We start from the raw sequence: 18,284 nt of genomic DNA on the forward strand, positions 1-18,284 counted from the left end.
CTAAAGGGGGGAGGGCGAAAGGTTAAAAAAAACGGGGCCTTTGGGCCCCGTTTCGCGTTCGTATGGTGCTTTGAAATTAGCGCAGGAAGCTGAGAACTGCCTGGTCGGCCTGTGATGCCAGGGACAGAGCCGTGGTCGACAGAGACTGACGGGTCTGCAGTGCGAGCATGTTTGCACCTTCCTCGTTGGTGTCAGCAAGAACCAGATCATCTGCACCAGTCTGCAGGGTATTGATCATGTCCTTGGTGAATTCCTCGCGGATCGTCACCGTGTTCAACTGAGAACCAAAGCTGGAAGCCTGTGTACGCAGCGTAGAAAGAGCTTCGGACAAAGCATCGAGCTGATTGTTTGAGTCTTCGGTGTTCAACGAAGTTGCATCAGCCAAGCCGAGGCCGGAAGAGCTCAGGTCTGCGGACTCGATGGTCAGCTCGGACTTGGTCTCATCACGTTTTTCGTTGAAGGCAACCGTCAGATCGCTGCCTGTTCCGTTGATCAGGTTGATACCATTGAAGCTGGAGTCACGAGCGAGTTCATCGATCTGATCCATGATATCATTGAACTGTTCAACCAGCTCAGTATTGGAAGCATCCTGTGTACCAGCATAGTTCTTGATGGTCAGAACGTCGTCGGTACCAGAGGCGGCTCCAGTGAAGGTTGCGTCGGTGTCACCTGGATCGGTGGCGCCATCGCTACCCGGGTCGATGTCTGCGAAGGTGCCGAAGCCGAGGCCTGCCCAAACCGACGTATCCTGAGCACCAGCAGAAGCGGCGGCACCGTCATCGTGGGAGACGGTCAGGGTCAGTTCGGAGTTGCCGTTGGCGCTGATATCCAGACGACCGTCTTCCGTGATCTTGGCGGTTGCAACGCCAGAAGCGTTGATGTCGTCGACAAGATCTTTGACGGTGTAAGCTTGGGAACCAGCAGTGTCGAGGTCGCCGTCAGTAAGGCTTTCACCAGTGTTGGAGAAATGCTCAATCAGGTCGAAGGTCTTGGTTACACCAGATTCGGACTTGGATTCGACGGTAAAGTTGGTGCCTGCAGCAAAGCCGATATTTGCACTGTTGAGGGCGATGCCTTCAGCGCGTTCCTTGGCAGTTGATTCAGATGCACCAGAGGTGTTGATACCTGCTGTGCCCTGAATGTTGGTGCCAGAGTTGGAAGCATTGGCTGCAAGAGCCTGGTTCACCGTGGACTGCGCACTTTCAACCAGATCGGTAATCGCAGAGATACCGTTATCAGCAGCTTCGAGAACCTTGGTAGCGTTACCGATGGAGTCCATCAGGTTGTTCAGCTCGTTTGCACGGCTGTTCAGGTTTGCCGAAGTGAAGAAGTTGGTTGGGTTGTCAAGCGCGGAGTTGACTTTTTTACCCGTTGACAGGCGTCCCTGAGTGGTCTGCATCATGTCTGCAGTGTTCTGCAGGGAGAGCAGGTTTGCGCGTACGCCGGCGGAGAGAGTGATATCGGACATTTATCCATAACCTTTCTGGTTAGTACTCGTCAGCCCTTCGTGGGCTTCGTCCTTCGTGGACAACGACCTTTCGCGGTCATCCGAACAATGCGCGCCAAAACCAGAATCATTTGTAAAAATAGTTGGTTAACGGAAAGCAAGGTTAATAGAGAGTAAGCGTTTCTGTTCTATGGTTACTAAAATATGGATAGATAGAATTGCGGGTCGGGAAGCGCTTTGTGAACAATCAACTAGTGTTTTTCTGAATGTATCAAATTAGGAAATTTGGGAAGTCTCGTTGAAGGCCGGGTGAGGAAAACCGATGCATTTGGCACGTGAGTGTTTCAATTGCGCAGAGAAAATTTTTAAAAGTTATAATCGGCTGGTAATCTTTGGAAGAAAAGCGGCGTTGAAATGAGGGGATTTACGCGGCCCTGAGCATGATAGCCGAGGGGGAAAACGGGGTGGAAGGGCGCAAAAAACATGCCGCGTCATTCCTTCTCTTTTGAGCCTTCTTTATAAGGGCCATCGAAACTCGCTTCATATGAGGCTAGAGATTGAGAAAATTTGCTTTCCCCAGCTTGAGAATGCTTTGCAAGATTTCCTCTCTCACAACAGGTGCAGTGTCTCTCAAGGCCCGCTCGCTAGCGGCTTGAACTTTGCTCTGCCAATCCGCTTCCGTAGGAGATATGGGGGGCTCAAGCCCGAGCATTGAGCAGATGCCCTCTATTTTGGGGGTGTTTGAAGGCAGGCATACGAGCGGGGTTTGCAGGCTTGCGGCCGCAATCGTGTGGTGAAATCTCGCCGAAACCAGCAGGCTTGCGGAGCCGATCACATCTATCCACGTGTCAATGTCTTGCGCGTTCAGCAGTTCAAGCTTAGGAATCTCGCTTTTCATTTGCTCAAAATGCTTGAGGTCCTCAGGCGCAGGACTGCTCTTGGCTCCGGCCAGATAAACGGCTTTCCTATCGCCATCGACGAGAGGGTGAAGCGCTGCAGCCAATTCTCCTGCGAGCGCATTGTTAAGAGAGACACCACCGGACAATATGATCGGGCCATCTGGGCTGACGGTACGGTCATACCCATTGCGCGCGATAAAAAGGGGCAGGCAGTCAAAGCTTTGCACTGCATTGATACCCAGGCGTTTCAGGACTTGGGTGGAATGGACTTCACGGCTAGCTACCAGATCCAGATGCTTGAGGATTTCACCGTAAAACTGATCAACTTTTTCTGATGGCTCAAGGCTGCCGCTCGGATAGGCCGAATGATTGATGAGTGCGACTGTCTTGTTGGCATATTTTTTTGCGAAATACATCAGATAGAGCAGCTGCCATGGCCCCAGAGCATGCTCATGCAATGTTCCTTCGCCATTGCAGAGTACGAGATCTGCCTGTGTGATGGCCCGCACAATCGGCATATTGGCTGCGGTGAACCGTTTGGCGACCTCGCTGCTGTCAAAGTCCGGTATTTGTTGCGGCAACTCGGGAAGAGGTGTGTGTGTTTGCTCGACAGGCAGATAATTGACGTAGTAACCGCGCTCTACAAGAGTATCATAAATCTCGATTGACGTGCCAAAGCAGCCCCAGTGATATGAGTTGGCGGTGAAATTGAGTATTAAGCAGTTCTTTCGGAGCAAGATCGCCTCCGCTGTGTGTGACTATTCTAGATGCAGCCGTTTTATGCTGTTTCGAATCTTCTAACTTCCAAGCTTCTAAGCTCCAGAATCAGTTATAACCTGAATTACTATGGGATACAGCCCGCAATATCATTTCGTTGGTAGCAGAGAACGGGTTGGGAAGATCGCTCAGGCATGCCTGTGTCCGAGAGCTATTGGGGTGTTTCAAGTGGTCATTCGTGTCACTCGGCAACCGACCGCTCAGATGCTTGACAGGCGGTGCTTGTGTGCTTCATTCTTTTTTAACTTCGCAACTTTTTTGGCATTTGGACTGCGCTTTGGCTTCATGACGAAACTTTCCGTACGGCAAACCCTCTCGCGCGCGAAGTCATTTGCCCGCAAAGGTGAAATTGATAAGGCCAGAGCCTTATATCAATCTATTATTGATAGCTATCCTTCCAACATCAGTGCCAAACGTGAGCTTGAAAAGCTTTCCCAAGCGCATTCTCAAGTTAAGGGAGGCGCTACTCTTTCGAATATGCCTGCGGATCAGGTTCTTTCTCTTGAGACTGAAGCAGATGCGCGCAAGACGCGCGATTTTACCAGCGCTCTTGTCAAGAATGTTCCGACATCTTTGGTTGCCTGGAGCCTGTTGGGGGATGCAAGCCGCAAGCTCGGTTTGCTGGATGAGGCAGAAGGTGCCTATAGGATGGCGATCGAGCTCGATCCATCCAGCGCAGAGCTGCATAATAAGCTGGGAGTTGCCCTAAGAGAGCAGGGCAAGATTGAAGAGGGTGTTCATTGCTATCAAAAGGCCCTCAGCCTGGATAGTCGCAATGCCGAGGCCTATGTGAATCTGGGTGTTGTCTTCAGAAGCCTGGGGCGGCTTGAAGAAGCAGAGCTATTCTACCGTAAAGCAATCGAGTTTCAGCCCGATTTATCGAACGCTTTTAATAATCTGGGCAATGTGCTGCGCCTTCAGGGGCGAACGCAAGAGGCCGTGGTCGCGTTCGAACAAGCGCTACAGAATGATCCGCTCTCTACGCTTGCTCTGAATAATCTTGGGTCCACCTACCGCACGCAAATGATGTTCGATAAGGCAATCGAGGCTTTTGAACGGTCTTTGCAACTCAAGCCTGACCGTGCAGATACCCGAGCCGAGTTGATTTGGACTTGCGCCAATATTTGCGATTGGGATCGTTTGAAGCGATTGCTGCCGGATGTCGCCGATCTCGGTGTTGCTTCTGATCCCATTCAGCCATTCATGCTGATTTCTACCGATGGCAGTGCGGAGAACCAGTATCTGCGTGCGAAAAACTATGCGCGTAGTACCTTCAAACAGCAAACGGATCTGCGGCCACAGTGGGACGCCGGGGGCCGTATTCGGATCGGCTATTTTGGATCGGACTTTCACGATCATGCAACAATGCATCTGATGTCCGGTCTTCTGCGCTGCCATGACAGATCCCGGTTTGAGATTTTCGTTTACAGTTATGGCGTTCATTCCGGAGGTGAATGGCATGACTTTATTATCGAACATTGTGATCATTTTTTCGATATCAGCGCGCAAGCCGACCATGTCGTGCTGGAGCTGGTGCATTCCCATCAAATTGACATAGCTTTCGACCTCAAGGGATACACGAAAGATTCCAGGATCGATCTATTCCAATATGGGCTAGCGCCTATTCAGATTAGTTATCTTGGCTATCCCGGAACCGTTGCTGCTGACTTCATGGACTATGTTATTGCAGATGAGGTTGTCATTTCAGAGCGGCAAAGAGCATTCTTTAGTGAGAAGGTCATTTATTTGCCCAACTGCTATCAGCCCAACGACAATCGCCGGGTGATTGCGCCAGACACCATGTCGCGCAGCGAAGCGGGGCTGCCTGAAAGTGGATTTGTCTTTTGCTGTTTCAACAACAGCTACAAGATCTCGTCTTCCGAGTTTGATATCTGGATGCGCTTGCTTGGTGATGTCGAAGGCAGCGTTCTATGGCTGTTGAGCACGAATGACTTTGCAAAGACCAATCTCAGAGCTGAGGCGAAGAAGCGCAATATCGATCTTGAGCGTATCGTATTTGCAGATTGGGTTCCGCAAAATGAGCATCTGGCACGATTCCGGCTCGCAGACCTGTTTGTTGATACATTTATCTGCAACGCTCACACGACCGCCAGTGACGCGCTTTGGGCCGGTGTGCCTGTTGTAACCATGGTGGGAGACCAGTTCCCTGCAAGGGTTGCTGCGAGTTTGCTTCATGCGGTTGGACTAGAGGAATTGGTTACATCTTCTCAAGCTGACTATGAGCAACTGATCAAGACATTGTCTATTGAGCCCGACCGTCTGAGGGCTCTGCGAAAGCAATTGCAAGAGGATAGAATGACTTCGCCCCTGTTTGATACAGAGCGCTATACGCGCAATTTTGAAGAGGGGATTGCCCAAGCCTATGCCATCTACTCGAATGGAGAGAAAAGGCGCGATATTCGGGTGATCGAAGCAGAGCGTTGAGGTCTGCTGCTCTGTATCTCAGAAGCGTCCGCGCAGGGCGCATAGCCACGCACCCTGTCGAACAGGCGCGTATATTTGCACTTGGCGGGCAGGCGTATCTCTAGATATTTATTTCGAAATGAGGCAGGTCGTCCTCTTCGTTTTTTGGCTGAGTTTTGGCCTGATAGGCACGCACCTGCAAAAACTCTTCCGCTGACGTGTCCTCTTCCTGTTCGGTTTCCAAGGTGTTTGTCAGTTCCAGAAGGTCGTCGCCGGATAGCATCTGACGATTTTTGCGGCGCCCTTGTCTTTTGGGCTTATCCTTGGGCCGTGACTTTTCCTTGTCAGGATCAACGGCTTCATATCCGGTGTTACCGTGTTTGAAATCGATGGCCTGATCACGAGGAACATCCTCGACCGAGTCATCGCTCAAGTTATTACTGGTCTTCTTCGCCGCAGTTTTACCCAGCGTAGTGGCTGGCGGCTGCATCTTCTGAACAGAGAGATCCATTTACGTACCTCATACTCAATGCGCAGTCGTATGAAATAACTATATCTTAAAAAGCGGTCCTTGTCATTTCTTCTTCATTTTGGCAAATATTTTAATAAAAATGCTGGAAATTCATAAAGATATTGTTGGCTTTATAGGAAAGCGGTTTTGATTTTCTTCAGTTAGTCTGTCTAACGATGCTTCTATGGTCGCGATTCTGAAGCAGCCAATCAGACATGTCATCAAGATAGTCATGCACCGTTTTGCCCCACGGAATGGAACGACAAAACTGGTCTTCATACCAGGGTATGAATTGTTGCCCGAGATTCTCCGGCAGATGAACGAGATCCATCCGGTAGCTTTTTACGCCCATGGCGCCGGCCATATCTGCACTGCTGTTTGCCGGACCTGCAAACAGATCAAGGCAGGCTGTAAATGCTGCCGTGTTCAGTAGGTCGTCATTTATGTCCAAGCCGGGAATATGATAAATCGGCACATCGAACTCTTCGCGGAAGGCTTTGATTTCTTCTTCTGAGGCGGAATATTGCAAGTTGAAAAAATCGAAGCCAGGTAAGCGCAAGATCGGTAGTAAATCTTCTAGCGAGAGATAGTTTCGGTCGGTCAATTTGTTCTTCTTGATGCTAGACCATGCCAGACCGACTTTTGTATTGCCATTGTGCCGCATGAGCTCGTGCTCAAGGAAGGGCTTCATAATCTCATGCGGTAACCGAATTGCCATTGTCTTGTCGATAAATGACCGCAGATTGGGTCTGAACAAGGTATAAAGACAGGTGAGGGGGATTTGATAGTCATAGTTCCCGTCAACTTTCTCATATTTGTTCATCAGCCGCTTCTGTTGCTTGCCGGGGAAGAGGCCTATCGGTGCAGCAGCTTTGCCCGCTGCGTTGTCTCTACTGTCTTCCAGCTGAAAGGTTTCAACCTGCCTAGGCAGTTGCTGGATATCGATTTCGGGCAAAATGACCCTGAGCAAGTCGAGGGTCTTCTTTCTGGACAAGAGGGTTGTTTGCACTTCTGAGGGGATTTCTTTCATCAGTTGGACATGCTTGAAAACATCTCCGATCCCCTGATCAGACCATACCAAAAGCCGTTTTCCTTCGATGGATTCTCCTTTCCAATGAGGAACATCAAGATCAAGGACCGGGTTTTGCGTCTGTATTTCGAAACGGGCATATTCGTCTTTTGCGGCCTGAGCAATGTTGCCAAGGTTTTTCTGTACGAGATTTCTCTCGTATTTCAGCCCGGCCTGCTCGGGTAACGCCCTGATGCTCTTGTTGAGATCCTCAAGGGCTTCTTCGAATTTTCCAAGAAACATGCGCGCTCTACCACGTCCTGCTCTGAGGTGAGCGTCCTCTGGGAATCTGGCTAAGGCCCTGCTTAGAAAAGTTTCCTCTCGATCAAAGAGTGCGAGATGATCAAGGCTTGCGCCTATCATTCGTCTGGCAGCGGGAATCTCCAGTGATGCATTTGCGTGCTTTTCAGAGTAGGCAACAATGTCCTCATAAGCCTGATTGCGCAGTCGGTCCTCAAGCCAGCGGATATGTGCTTCGGGGATGACCGGTGTCGCTTGCATGGCGCGCTTGAAACATAGGATTGCTGCATTTTCCAGACCTGCCGCAGAAAAAATGTCTCCAACCAGAGCACAGAGCTGCAGGTCTTCAGGAAAGGACTGAAGGGCGTTTTTTCCCAATGTTACGAGAGGGGTAAAGGCTGCCGGAGACGCATTTCCGGTTTGGCGGGATTCCTGTGCGGTCGCAGCGTACATGCAGGCGATCAAGTCCGCCCATTTTTGAGAATTGGTAGGAGCTTTGGTGACCGCATTCTGGAAAAATTCAACGGCGTCGTTGAACAGCTTGGCACGCTGAAGTGTCCGTCCGGTCTTGGACTGCAGCTCAATGTCTTCGGGATTCTTTACGGCCAGATCGACCATTGTTGCCGATGCTTCATGGGGTTTGCCGAGCGTAAAAAAGATTTCTGCCAACAATTCTCTTGCTGGCAGGAAATCCGGATAGGTTTGAATTTGGTTATGGCAGATTTCTGCTGCCTGACTATAGCTGGCAGCGTTAAAAAGCTTTTGTGCCGCTTTCAACTCTTTTTCGGCGCGCTTTTTATTCGCTCTATTCATGAACCAAAAAGACCTAGCTTATGAGCGTGTGTCGATGGAGATGCCCTGCTTCTGGCTTACTTGCACGGGGGCCTGACCTGCGTTGCCATACGTCTGGGCCTTGGCGCCCTTCTGGATCACCTCGTTGATGTCGCCTACCAGCTCGGAAGAGACTTCCTTGGCTGTCGCAATTACGGCCAGGTTGGTTTGCAGGGTGGACTGGAACATTTCATGGCGGCGTGCCAATAGTTCTGCATCCTGCGGGGCCAATTGCTTGACGAGCGAAGCGTTGGCGGCAATGGACTTCTGCAACAGCATATACTGAATGGAAAGCTGGTTCTTGGCTTCAACAAGATCCAGAGCTTCTTTGATTTCGCCGTTTCGCAGAAGAGCGGTTTCCTCAATCAAGACATTGTCGAGCGCATCCATGATCTGTTCGATGGCCCCAAGCAAGCGCTGTACGTCTTCGGGGCTGCCAATTGGGGCTTTGGCGAGCGCTGCGGCCTGGGTTACAGGATTCTGGGGGGCATTCTGGTGCTCGGACATTTTATTGTTCCATTTCCTGCATGCTGATCAGCTCTCGCATTACGGAGTCCGCAATGCCGATGCCGCCAGCTTTTGTGATTTCATCTGCATAGGTTTCTGTCAGCAGACTGCGATAGGTGTTCTGCGCATAAGAGTCGCCGAATTCGTCTCCTCCCACGCCCTCGAACATGCCCGAGAGCATTTGTGAGAGGAACACACTTTCAAATTCCTGAGCGGCCTGACGGGCCTGTTCTTCCCGGCTCAGGTTGGTTTGAAGGCCCTTGTTCTGGGCAATTGAAAAGGGGGTTGAAGTGACTGCGGTCATTACATCACCTCGATTTCTGCCTGAAGGGCGCCTGCGGCCTTGATGGCCTGAAGAATGGAAATCATGTCACGCGGGCCAACCCCCAGAGCATTGAGACCGGACACCAGATCGCGAAGGGGCACACTGCCTTGCAGCAGGGCCAGCTTTTTCTCGGTGTCCGTGTTGACGTCAACATTCGAGCGCGGAGCGGCGGCAGTCTGTCCGTTCGCAAATGCGTTGGGCTGGCTGATCTGTGGCGTTTCGCTGACGGTGACCGTCAGGTTGCCTTGAGCGATGGCGACGGTGCTGACGCGCACTTCCTGTCCCATCACGATAATGCCGGTGGTTTCATCGATAACGATCTTTGCGGGCAGATCCGGCTCCACATTCAGCTGTTCGATGTCCGTGATCAGGTCAACCATGTTGCCGTTGAAGTGTTTCGGCAGGGTAAGGCGGATGCCCGTCGGGTTCAGCGGCTCGGCAACCGGCTGGCCGATCAGGTCGTTGATTGTCTGTGCAATGCGGCGAGCAGTCGTGAGATCCGGGTTGCGCAGGGAAAGGCGCAGGGTCGTCATGCTTGCCAACTGGAAGGAAAGCTCGCGTTCAACCACGGCGCCGTTTGCGATGCGACCAGATGTCGGCACTCCTTGCGTCACGGTTGCCGCATCGCCTTCGGCGGTGAAACCGCCAATGGCAATCGGGCCTTGCGCAATTGCGTAGGTTTCACCGTCTGCACCCATCAGTGGGGTTACCATCAAGGTGCCGCCCTGCAGGCTACCCGCGTCACCAAGGGCACTGATTGTAGCGTCAATGCGCGAGCCCTGCACTGCAAAAGGAGGCAACGTTGCCGTTACGATGACGGCGGCGACATTCTTGGTGTTGAGGTTTGTGCCAGAGATGTTGACGCCCATCCGTTCCAACATTGACTGCAAGCTCTGCTTGGTAAAAGGGGCGCTGTTGAGCGAGTCGCCGGTGCCATTCAGCCCCACGACAAGGCCATAGCCAATCAACTGGTTGTCTCTGATGCCTTCGAAGTCAACAATATCCTTGATCCGGGATGCGCTATGCGCCGGAAGAACGGCCATGCAGAGAAGTGCAAATACCGTCAGGATGAAAGAACGCAGTGACATTGTTGGTAAACCTTTTCAATCAGGCTGTTGGTGCTATGGGCTTTTCATTTTGCAAGAGTGTTCGCTATTCACTTTGCAAAGCATGTGCCAACAGGCGGGAGTGGCTGGTTTCTGCCAAGAAAGCGCAGAAAGGTACGCTTTTTAAAGGTATTTTAGAATGTTTCCGATAATGTTGAAATTAAGTCCACTGCAGAAATTGCCGAGTTGGTTAACGTTGCGTTAACTAATTGGGTTAATCTTTTCCTAAGGCGCCGGTTTCGGCGTCTTGCGGTTTTTTGTGCGGGATTGATTTGGTAGAGTTGGCGTGAGCCACAGATAAACGAAGGATTTGAAATGCGCGTTCAAGGTGGATCTGGAACAAAGCATATCGGAAAGACTGGCAAGGCCGGAGCATCCAAGTCATCCTCTGGCAGTTTTTCTGTGCCTGAAGAGACGCAAAGCGCAACCCGCTCCCAGCAAACCGCCCAGAGCAGTGCTGTGCAGGACATGTCTTCGTTGCTGGCTCTGCAATCTGTCGATGATGCCCTTCAGGGTAAGCGTCGCAAGGCTGTGCGCAAGGGCAACAAGATGCTGGATTTGCTTGAGGAGCTGCGTATGGGGATTCTTTGTGGAACCCTATCGCTCGCCGTCTTGCAGCAACTGGAACGGCTGTCTAGCGATCATGAACAGACTGGAGATGAGCGAATCGATGCTCTTATTGAAGAAATAGCTTTAAGAGCTCAAGTTGAAGTCGCAAAACTTGAAGCTGTTTCCGCAAACTGAGTATCCGTTGCTAATTTAAGATCAGTTCCATGGGGTTACGCCCTAAAATTAATCTCTTTATACTTTTTTTATAATGAGTAGTTGTGCGCGAGCCTTGCTACCTCTATATAACTCTCGTCTTTTCCAGGGAACTAAGGGGTTAGCCCATGTCGATCGAGATAGATAGTGACTATCGTCCTTCGGACAGTGAGCCCTTCATGAACGAACGGCAAATTGAATATTTTCGTCTAAAACTACAACAGTGGAAAGACGATATTTTGAAAGAAAGCCGTGAGACTTTGCAACATCTTCAGGATGAGAATTCTAATCATCCCGATCTTGTTGACAGGGCCTCTTCGGAAACTGACCGGGCGATCGAATTGCGCGCGCGCGACCGGCAGCGAAAACTCATATCCAAAATCGATGCAGCCTTGAAGCGGATTGAAGATGGATCCTACGGATATTGCGAAGATACCGGGGAGCCCATTTCTCTGAAGCGTCTGGATGCACGGCCAACGGCTACTTTGTCCATCGAGGCGCAAGAACGCCACGAGCGCAGAGAAAAAGTCTATCGGGACGATTGATCCCGATGGGTTGTCTGCTTTTTTAGTGAGCTGATACGAATTCAATAATAGAAGGCGCGGATCCTGAAGATGGATCCGCGCCTTTTATTTGTGATCAGGCCAAATTTGGGAGCATGGTTCTGATCACGGATCGGGAGGTCGGTTTGGGAGCGGACCTCGCCGGAAACCGGTCCTGGTGGTTATCAGAACCGATTGGGGAGCGTGGGAGCTGCGGGCTCAGGCCCGCAACGCGGTTAGAATGGCAGGATGACGTCCATGACCTGCTGGCCATAGCGTGGTTGCTGGACATCGGAGAGCTGGCCGCGGCCACCATAGGCAATGCGCGCTTCGGCAATTTTTTCCGATTCAATGGTGTTGTCAGACGCGATGTCTTCTGGCCGAACGATACCGGCGACGAGAATTTCACGAACCTCGAAATTGACACGGATCTCCTGACGGCCCTCGATCACGAGATTGCCGTTTGGCAAAACCTGAAGAACAACAGCCGCGACGGATGTTGTAATGGTTTCAGACCGATCAATGGCTCCCGTTCCTTCGGATGAAGAGGTGGATGACGCGTTGGCCAGATTGGTCGCGTCAATTTCATTGATGCCAGACAGGGCGCTGCCCAGAATGGAGCCGACAGAGCCTGTAAGGCCGACATTGTCGTTGCCGCTGCGGCTGCGAGAGGTCGTGTTGTCGATTTTTGCGCTGTCGGTGATACTGACCTGTACGGTGAGGATATCACCGACTTTGGCGGCACGCTGATCCTTGAAGAATTTGCGTGATCCGGTTTGCCAGAGCGAGTTCGGGCTATAGGCGGCCGGTTCTACGGTCGGCATCGGCATCTGCACAGGCTTGTAGCCTTTCTGGGTTGTTGGATTGTCGATGGCGGCCAGAGCAGGGGCCTTGCCGATATTTTTCAAACGTTCGCCAGCACCGCATGCGCTGAGCGCGGAAGCCATGAGGCAGATTGTCAAAATTTGTCTCGTTTTCATGATCAGTTGGCTCCAAGGGATGCGACGATACTGCCGGGTTGACCGATTTCAAGCAGGCCATGTCCGATGACCTCGGCGCGGATAACGCGGCTGGTCTGGGAATTCTGTACAGGAATGACATCGCCCTTCGAGCCATCGGAGAGGGCCTTGCCCATGATGGACAGATTGAGGTTGCCTGCATTGAAGACGATGGTGACCATGTCAGACCGTTTCACCATGTCCGGCTCGGTGAAATAGGCCGCATTGGCGATGATGCCTGCGCGCAGAGACTGACGGGCAGCCTTGCCTATGACTTCGTTCAGAGTTGCCGCGCTTGCCACTTGCGCTTTCTGGCGTGGCATTGGCGTCAAGGTAACATCGGATTTCGAGATGATTTCGCCGCGTCGTATGGTGCGGCTCAGAACTGGCACCATGACGGTTTCCATCGCCTCGCCACCAAGGCGAATAACGCCAAGGTCGTCGCGCCCATAGATCTGCAGATTGGCAGAAAAGCGTCCGCTCATCCGGTCGTAACGCAAGCTTCTGATTTCAAACGGGCTAAAGCCACCGGGGGCTGCGTGCTGGTCAGACAGGTGGTTCGTAAGCTCGATATCGAGCTTGGCTGTGTCATCGACATATCCCTTTGCCTTCAACTGGGCTTCCAGTTTGCTGAGAATGTCCATTTCGGTTACCAGCTCGGACAGGCGGGCGACGCGGACGACCGAAATATTGTTGGTCGTGATCCTGCTGAGACCTGCTTGCAGGGCGGCATCGATTACGCGGTCTGCCTGAATGGTGCCGCTTTGCCCCAGAGAAGGAGCGCGAAAAACGGCCTTGTTTGCGTAGGAACCAGCATTCTGGAACAGATCGCCAAGTGTAACCAGGCGGGTATCGACAGTGACATTCTTTTTCAGGATTGCGGTGTCGGCATTGAAAGTGGTCGCCCAAGCGCTCGGACCGGCAAGAAGAATGGCGCTGGTGGTCAGTGCGGTAAAAACGGCAGCCTTGATCCTGCGTCCCAAGTCGGCAGCCTTGCGTTCCCGATATGTGTTCAATGAAAATCTCATTTTATCTGGCCTAGCTTAGCTGTGAGGTTGCCGACAGCATGTCGTCTGCTGCCTGAATGACACGGGAGTTCATTTCATAAGCGCGCTGTGCTGCGATCAGGTCGGAGATCTCGGTAACCGAGTTGACGTTGGCACTTTCCAGATATTTTTGCAGCATGTTGCCGTAGCCATCTGCATTCGGAACCGCAACCTGAGGCGCGCCACTGGCGTTGGTTTCCAGAAAGAGGTTGTCGCCCATTGGTTCCAGACCGGCCTTGTTGATGAAGCGTGCCAGCGTCAATTGACCAAGTGTCGTGTTCTGCGTGCTGTTGCCGACGGTGACCTGGATCTCGCCATCGTTGCTGATGGTGATGTCGCGGGTGTCGTCGGGGAAAGTGATGCCGGGCTGTACTTCGTAGCCATCAGCGGTCACCAGTCGACCTTCGCTATCAATCTCGAAAGACCCGTCGCGAGAATAGGCTGTTGTGCCGTCTGGCAGGGTAATCTGGAAGTAGCCTTCGCCACGAATTGCGACGTCCAGCTCCTTGCCGGTGCTTTCCAGTGATCCTTGCGACATGATGCGTGAGGTTGCGGCCAGTCTGACACCAGACCCGATCTGCACCCCGACTGGCACCTGATTGCCCTGTGCGGAGGTGTTGGAACCGGAGCGGCGCAGATCCTGGTAAAGCAGATCCTGAAACTGGGCGCGCTGCTTCTTGTAGCCAGTGGTCCGCATGTTGGCGATGTTGTTCGACGTGACCTCGACGTTGCGTTCCTGCGCCATCATGCCAGTGGATGCGATATGGAGGGCTCTCATTTTCGATCTCCTGTTCTAGTTGCGTCAGGCATTCAATCTGCCGAGTTTGTCAATTGCGTTCTCGCGTAGATCGTTGGTTGCCTTGAGCGCCTTGGCGAGAGAGCCATAGGAGCGCGAGACTTCGATCATGCGGGAAATTTCAACTACGCCATGCACGTTGGATTGTTCGACATGGCCACCCATGATGTTGGGATCTTCAACGGCAACAGCATTCTCTCCGATGAAGAGAGACTTGCCTTCCTTCTTCAGGGTTTGAAGATTGTCGAAGGTAACGACCTGCAGTTGCCCCAACTCGCCCTGATCTGATGTGATCAGGCCGTCGCGGGCAATTTCGAAGTTGGTGTCTTCGGGCGTTACCGTGATCGGGCCGTCAATGCCCTGAACCTGATAGCCTTCTGTTGTTACCAACTGGCCCTGGCCGTTGATTTCGAATTCGCCATTGCGCGTGTAGCGTTCCCCTTGCGGAGTGTTGACGACGAAGAAGGACGAGTCATCGTTGATGGCTGCGTTGGCCGGATTGCCGGTCGCGACGATCGAGCCGGGCTCGAACTGAAGCACGATGACGTCATCTTGTACATAGGACAGCTTTTTGTCCGAAGACCGAAAATCGTTCATTTCGGCCACGGGCATGACATATTCCTTGAACAGCAGGTTGTCTGATTTGTAGCCTGCCGTGTTGATGTTTGCCAAGTTGTTGGCGATTACATCCATTTTACGCCGCAGAACCATCTGCCGCGTCAGACCTATAAGTTGTAGGTTCTCCATAACCGTTAACCACTTTGCTCCCAAATGATGCGCATCTCTGCTCCCCAGCGTGATGCGTTCAATGTTTGTTAAGCATGATGCGTGCCAAATTGCGAAAGCTATATATTTCAATAGGTTGTTGATTTATAATTGGCGCTGCGGCAATGAATTCAGGGTGCAAAAATGCCCAGTGGGAAAAAGTTGCCTATTTGGCTGTGGTTAAGGTTTAGAAAGGTTTTGTTAACCTTTTCTGCGCTATTTATTAAGGGTTATTAACCATGATTGATGAATCGTTATCAGATTGGGTCCGATATGTCGGAAGAGAATGAAAATGGTGAAGAAGAGGGAGGCTCTGGCGGCGGCAAAAAGAAGCTGATTGTCATCGCAGCCCTTGCGCTCGTTCTGCTGATTGGCGGTGGCGCTGCAGCCTATTTCTTCCTGTTCTCCTCTTCTTCTTCCAACGAGTTGATAGAGCCGGAGAACGATCCGAATGCAGAGCCGGAGAGCAAGGCCTATTTCTACGATCTGCCTGAAATGACTGTGAATCTGAATTCCCAGAACCGTCGTGCGCAATATCTGCGTCTCAAGGTGTCTCTGGAGCTGATCAGTCAGGAACAGGCGCAGAAGATCGAGCCGTTCATGCCTCGGGTGCTGGATGCATTTCAGGTTTATCTGCGAGAGCTCAGAACGCGGGATCTGGAAGGATCTGCCGGTTTGTTCCGCCTCAAGAGAGAGCTGTTGAAACGGATCAATGATGCGATTTATCCGGTTAAAGTGAATGATATTCTGTTCAAGGAAATCCTGATTCAGTAGGACTTCAAATGGCTGACGATGATGACAGCGTAGACCTGATGGCCGATTGGGGCGCCGCTCTGGAAGAGCAGGGTGCCGGTAGTGCCGATGAAATGGCTGCGCAATGGGCTGCGATGATTGACGAGCCGATGGACGGGGACGAAAATTCCTCGCGCGGCGCTGATCGTGTGCTTAATCAGGAAGAAATCGACAACCTGCTTGGATTCAGTCTGGATGATGGCTTTGCCGGCGAGCGCAGCGGTGTGCGTGCGCTGATCGACTCGGCCATCGTTTCTTACGAACGTCTTCCAATGCTGGAGATCGTGTTCGACCGCCTGGTTCGGATGACGACCACCAGCCTGCGCAATTTTACTTCGGACAACGTCGAGGTTTCTCTGGATTCCATCACGTCAATCCGGTTCGGGGATTATCTGAACTCTATTCCGCTGCCCGCCATTCTGACGGTGTTCAAGGCTGAAGAGTGGGATAACCTTGGATTGATTACGGTTGACTCAAGCCTCATCTATTCCATCATCGATGTTCTGCTTGGTGGCGGGCGGGGCACATCTGCGATCCGTGTCGAAGGGCGTCCTTATACGACGATCGAGCTGAACCTGGTGCGCCAGATGATCGACATCGTTCTTGAAGATGCCGAGGCTGCATTTGCGCCGCTGTCACCGGTCAATTTTACGCTGGAACGTCTTGAGACAAACCCGCGCTTTGCGGCGATCTCCCGCCCTGCCAATGCGGCCATTCTGGTTGAATTGCGCATCGATATGGAAGATCGCGGCGGCAAGATTGAAATGTTGCTGCCTTATGCGACCATCGAACCCATTCGTGATCTACTCTTGCAGATGTTCATGGGTGAGAAATTCGGGCGTGATCCCATTTGGGAAGGGCATCTGGCAACGGAAGTCTATCATTCGCAAATCAGCGTTGATGCGCTTCTGTTCGAGAAGAAAATGTCCCTTAATGACATCATGAAACTGGATGTCGGGCAGACCTTGATGCTGGACAGTGGCCCGGATGATCCGGTGCGTCTGAAATGCGGAAATGTCTATCTGACCAAGGGGGTCATGGGACAGCATAACGGGAATATTTCCGTTCAGGTATCCAATAAACTGGCTAAGCCGAAAATGACGCTTTCTGCGTTTGAAAAAGCCGCTCAGGGCGGATCTGGAAAGGGTGAGTAGATGTCTGCTGGAATGATGATTGAATTGCTTGTCGCCTTTTTGCTCGTTCTGACGATTGGCTATTGTATAACGCTGAACCGCCGACTGAAACGGTTACGCAATGATGAAGAAGCTTTGCGGGCGACCATCGCGGAATTGATTACGGCGACCGAAATTGCAGAGCGCGCCATTCTGGGCCTGAAGGCAACCGCAGGGGATTGCGACAAGAATTTGTCCCATCGTCTGATGGAAGCCGAGCGGTTGGCTTCTGAGCTTCAATATTACGTTTCCCAAGGGGAAGGTGTCGTTGGCCGGCTGGTCAAGATTTCCGACGCAGTGCGTGGCGGCGCTGTCGCTGCAGCCGCCGAGCCACAGAAGCTGGCCGCACACGCTGCTCTTGATCGCGATGTGGAGTATGACCGCGTCAATAGCGGGTATCGTGGTGTTTCTGCTCATGCGCATTATGAAGCCATGGAGCGCGAACAGTCTGCGCCGTTGGTGGAAGCAGTTGAAAAACCCCGTAATCTCAAGGATGTGGCTGCGGCGACGTCTGAACGTTTGATGGCCATTCGGCAAAAAAGAGGTGTTGCGGCATGACCCAAGTGCGTTTGCTTCCAACCGTTCTTATCGCGGTTGTCGGGCTATTGTTTATCAAGGTGGCTCATCTGGTGGTCTATAGTGACATGTCTGCCGTATCCACCACGCCCGCACTGGCTCAGGAAGCGCCTGCACCTGCTGCTGATGGTGGCGCTGCAGCGGGAGATACTGGCAATGCTCCAGCTCCGGCTGATATGCCCGCACCGAATATGGATGAAGAGCCACCCTCTCTGGTGGATGGCATGCGGATTGATCCGACCCAGAGTTCGCGCTCCGAGCTTGCCATTCTGGAGCGACTGGCCAATCGTCGCAAGGAACTGGACGAACGCGCCAGAAGTATCGAAATGCGTGAAGCCTTGCTGAAGGCGGCAGAGAAGCGTTTGCAACAGCGTGTGGATGAACTCAAGTCGCTTGAGCAGACCATTGCTCTGGCGACCAAGAAGCGCGACGAGGAACAGCAGGCGGACATCAATCGTCTGGTAGCCATGTATTCTTCGATGAAATCCAAGCAGGCTGCGCAAATCTTCGAAGTCATGGATCAGGACATTCTGCTTGATATTGTCAAATCCATGAAGTCACGCAAGCTGGCCGCAATCATGGGCCAGATGAAGGCGGAATCAGCCAGCTCATTGAGTGCTGCAATCGCCAATAGCAATTCGCTCGAGCAGAATGTGCAGTCGCTGGCGGCGGATGAATTGCCCCAGATCGGGAATTAGT

The 18,284-nt window shown here is 52.2% G+C and carries 18 protein-coding genes; 7 read left to right on the plus strand and 11 right to left on the minus strand.

What is annotated here, in order from left to right; all coding sequences use genetic code 11:
- Positions 1-76: 76 nt before the first annotated feature.
- Positions 77-1,468, minus strand: a complete 1,392-nt coding sequence (locus BM258_RS17010; RefSeq protein WP_090074317.1) for a flagellin N-terminal helical domain-containing protein — start codon at positions 1,466-1,468, stop codon at positions 77-79.
- 529 nt (positions 1,469-1,997) lie between these two features.
- The gene (locus BM258_RS17015; RefSeq protein WP_139229303.1) at positions 1,998-3,083 is read right to left on the minus strand and encodes a polysaccharide pyruvyl transferase family protein; all 1,086 of its coding nucleotides are present in this window, start codon (positions 3,081-3,083) and stop codon (positions 1,998-2,000) included.
- Between the two features lie 325 nt (positions 3,084-3,408).
- Here BM258_RS17015 and BM258_RS24625 point away from each other — a divergent pair, with 325 nt between their 5' ends.
- Positions 3,409-5,568, plus strand: coding sequence for a tetratricopeptide repeat protein (locus BM258_RS24625; RefSeq protein WP_210186788.1), 2,160 nt, complete (start codon positions 3,409-3,411; stop codon positions 5,566-5,568).
- 100 nt (positions 5,569-5,668) lie between these two features.
- On the opposite strand, the gene BM258_RS17025 is transcribed toward BM258_RS24625, so the two are convergent.
- From BM258_RS17025 to BM258_RS17045, 5 genes are all read right to left on the minus strand, one after another.
- On the minus strand, positions 5,669-6,058 hold the full coding sequence (locus BM258_RS17025) for a hypothetical protein (protein ID WP_090074322.1): 390 nt from the start codon (positions 6,056-6,058) through the stop codon (positions 5,669-5,671).
- Between the two features lie 157 nt (positions 6,059-6,215).
- Positions 6,216-8,180 carry a tetratricopeptide repeat protein gene (locus tag BM258_RS17030; protein WP_090074324.1) on the minus strand — a complete coding sequence of 655 codons (1,965 nt, stop codon included), beginning with the start codon at positions 8,178-8,180 and terminating at the stop codon, positions 6,216-6,218.
- 18 nt (positions 8,181-8,198) lie between these two features.
- Positions 8,199-8,705 (minus strand): hypothetical protein, encoded by a 507-nt coding sequence (locus tag BM258_RS17035; protein ID WP_090074326.1) that lies wholly within the window; start codon positions 8,703-8,705, stop codon positions 8,199-8,201.
- Between the two features lies 1 nt (position 8,706).
- Positions 8,707-9,009: a rod-binding protein gene (locus BM258_RS17040; RefSeq protein WP_090074327.1), complete on the minus strand. Its 303-nt coding sequence runs from the start codon at positions 9,007-9,009 to the stop codon at positions 8,707-8,709.
- Positions 9,009-10,118 (minus strand): flagellar basal body P-ring protein FlgI, encoded by a 1,110-nt coding sequence (locus tag BM258_RS17045; protein ID WP_090074329.1) that lies wholly within the window; start codon positions 10,116-10,118, stop codon positions 9,009-9,011. The genes BM258_RS17040 and BM258_RS17045 overlap by 1 nt, the downstream gene beginning before the upstream one ends.
- A 333-nt stretch (positions 10,119-10,451) precedes the next feature.
- Here BM258_RS17045 and BM258_RS17050 point away from each other — a divergent pair, with 333 nt between their 5' ends.
- Positions 10,452-10,880 (plus strand): flagellar assembly protein FliX, encoded by a 429-nt coding sequence (locus BM258_RS17050; protein WP_090074331.1) that lies wholly within the window; start codon positions 10,452-10,454, stop codon positions 10,878-10,880.
- 146 nt (positions 10,881-11,026) lie between these two features.
- Positions 11,027-11,443 (plus strand): RNA polymerase-binding protein DksA, encoded by a 417-nt coding sequence (gene dksA / locus BM258_RS17055; RefSeq protein ID WP_090074332.1) that lies wholly within the window; start codon positions 11,027-11,029, stop codon positions 11,441-11,443.
- A gap of 233 nt (positions 11,444-11,676) precedes the next feature.
- On the opposite strand, the gene flgH is transcribed toward dksA, so the two are convergent.
- Genes flgH through flgF form a run of 4 tightly spaced genes read right to left on the minus strand, consistent with a single transcriptional unit; the run spans position 11,677 to position 15,027 of the window.
- Positions 11,677-12,420, minus strand: a complete 744-nt coding sequence (flgH, locus tag BM258_RS17060; protein ID WP_090074334.1) for a flagellar basal body L-ring protein FlgH — start codon at positions 12,418-12,420, stop codon at positions 11,677-11,679.
- 2 nt (positions 12,421-12,422) lie between these two features.
- The gene (gene flgA / locus BM258_RS17065; RefSeq protein WP_175528133.1) at positions 12,423-13,454 is read right to left on the minus strand and encodes a flagellar basal body P-ring formation chaperone FlgA; all 1,032 of its coding nucleotides are present in this window, start codon (positions 13,452-13,454) and stop codon (positions 12,423-12,425) included.
- A 22-nt stretch (positions 13,455-13,476) separates the two neighbouring features.
- Positions 13,477-14,262, minus strand: coding sequence for a flagellar basal-body rod protein FlgG (gene flgG, locus BM258_RS17070; protein WP_090074337.1), 786 nt, complete (start codon positions 14,260-14,262; stop codon positions 13,477-13,479).
- Between the two features lie 24 nt (positions 14,263-14,286).
- A complete protein-coding gene (gene flgF / locus BM258_RS17075) occupies positions 14,287-15,027 on the minus strand; it encodes a flagellar basal-body rod protein FlgF (protein WP_090074339.1) in 741 nt (246 codons plus the stop codon).
- 291 nt (positions 15,028-15,318) lie between these two features.
- On the opposite strand from flgF, the gene BM258_RS17080 reads away from it, so the two are divergent.
- Genes BM258_RS17080 through BM258_RS17095 form a run of 4 tightly spaced genes read left to right on the plus strand, consistent with a single transcriptional unit; the run spans position 15,319 to position 18,283 of the window.
- Positions 15,319-15,819 carry a flagellar basal body-associated FliL family protein gene (locus BM258_RS17080; protein WP_090074441.1) on the plus strand — a complete coding sequence of 167 codons (501 nt, stop codon included), beginning with the start codon at positions 15,319-15,321 and terminating at the stop codon, positions 15,817-15,819.
- A gap of 8 nt (positions 15,820-15,827) precedes the next feature.
- Positions 15,828-16,991: a flagellar motor switch protein FliM gene (fliM, locus tag BM258_RS17085; RefSeq protein WP_090074340.1), complete on the plus strand. Its 1,164-nt coding sequence runs from the start codon at positions 15,828-15,830 to the stop codon at positions 16,989-16,991.
- Positions 16,992-17,567: a DUF6468 domain-containing protein gene (locus BM258_RS17090; protein ID WP_090074341.1), complete on the plus strand. Its 576-nt coding sequence runs from the start codon at positions 16,992-16,994 to the stop codon at positions 17,565-17,567.
- Positions 17,564-18,283, plus strand: a complete 720-nt coding sequence (locus tag BM258_RS17095; protein ID WP_090074343.1) for a MotE family protein — start codon at positions 17,564-17,566, stop codon at positions 18,281-18,283. The genes BM258_RS17090 and BM258_RS17095 overlap by 4 nt, the downstream gene beginning before the upstream one ends.
- The last annotated feature ends 1 nt before the right edge of the window (position 18,284 follow it).

The sequence above is a fragment of the Cohaesibacter marisflavi genome (assembly GCF_900115225.1).
GTDB classification, from domain to species: domain Bacteria; phylum Pseudomonadota; class Alphaproteobacteria; order Rhizobiales; family Cohaesibacteraceae; genus Cohaesibacter; species Cohaesibacter marisflavi.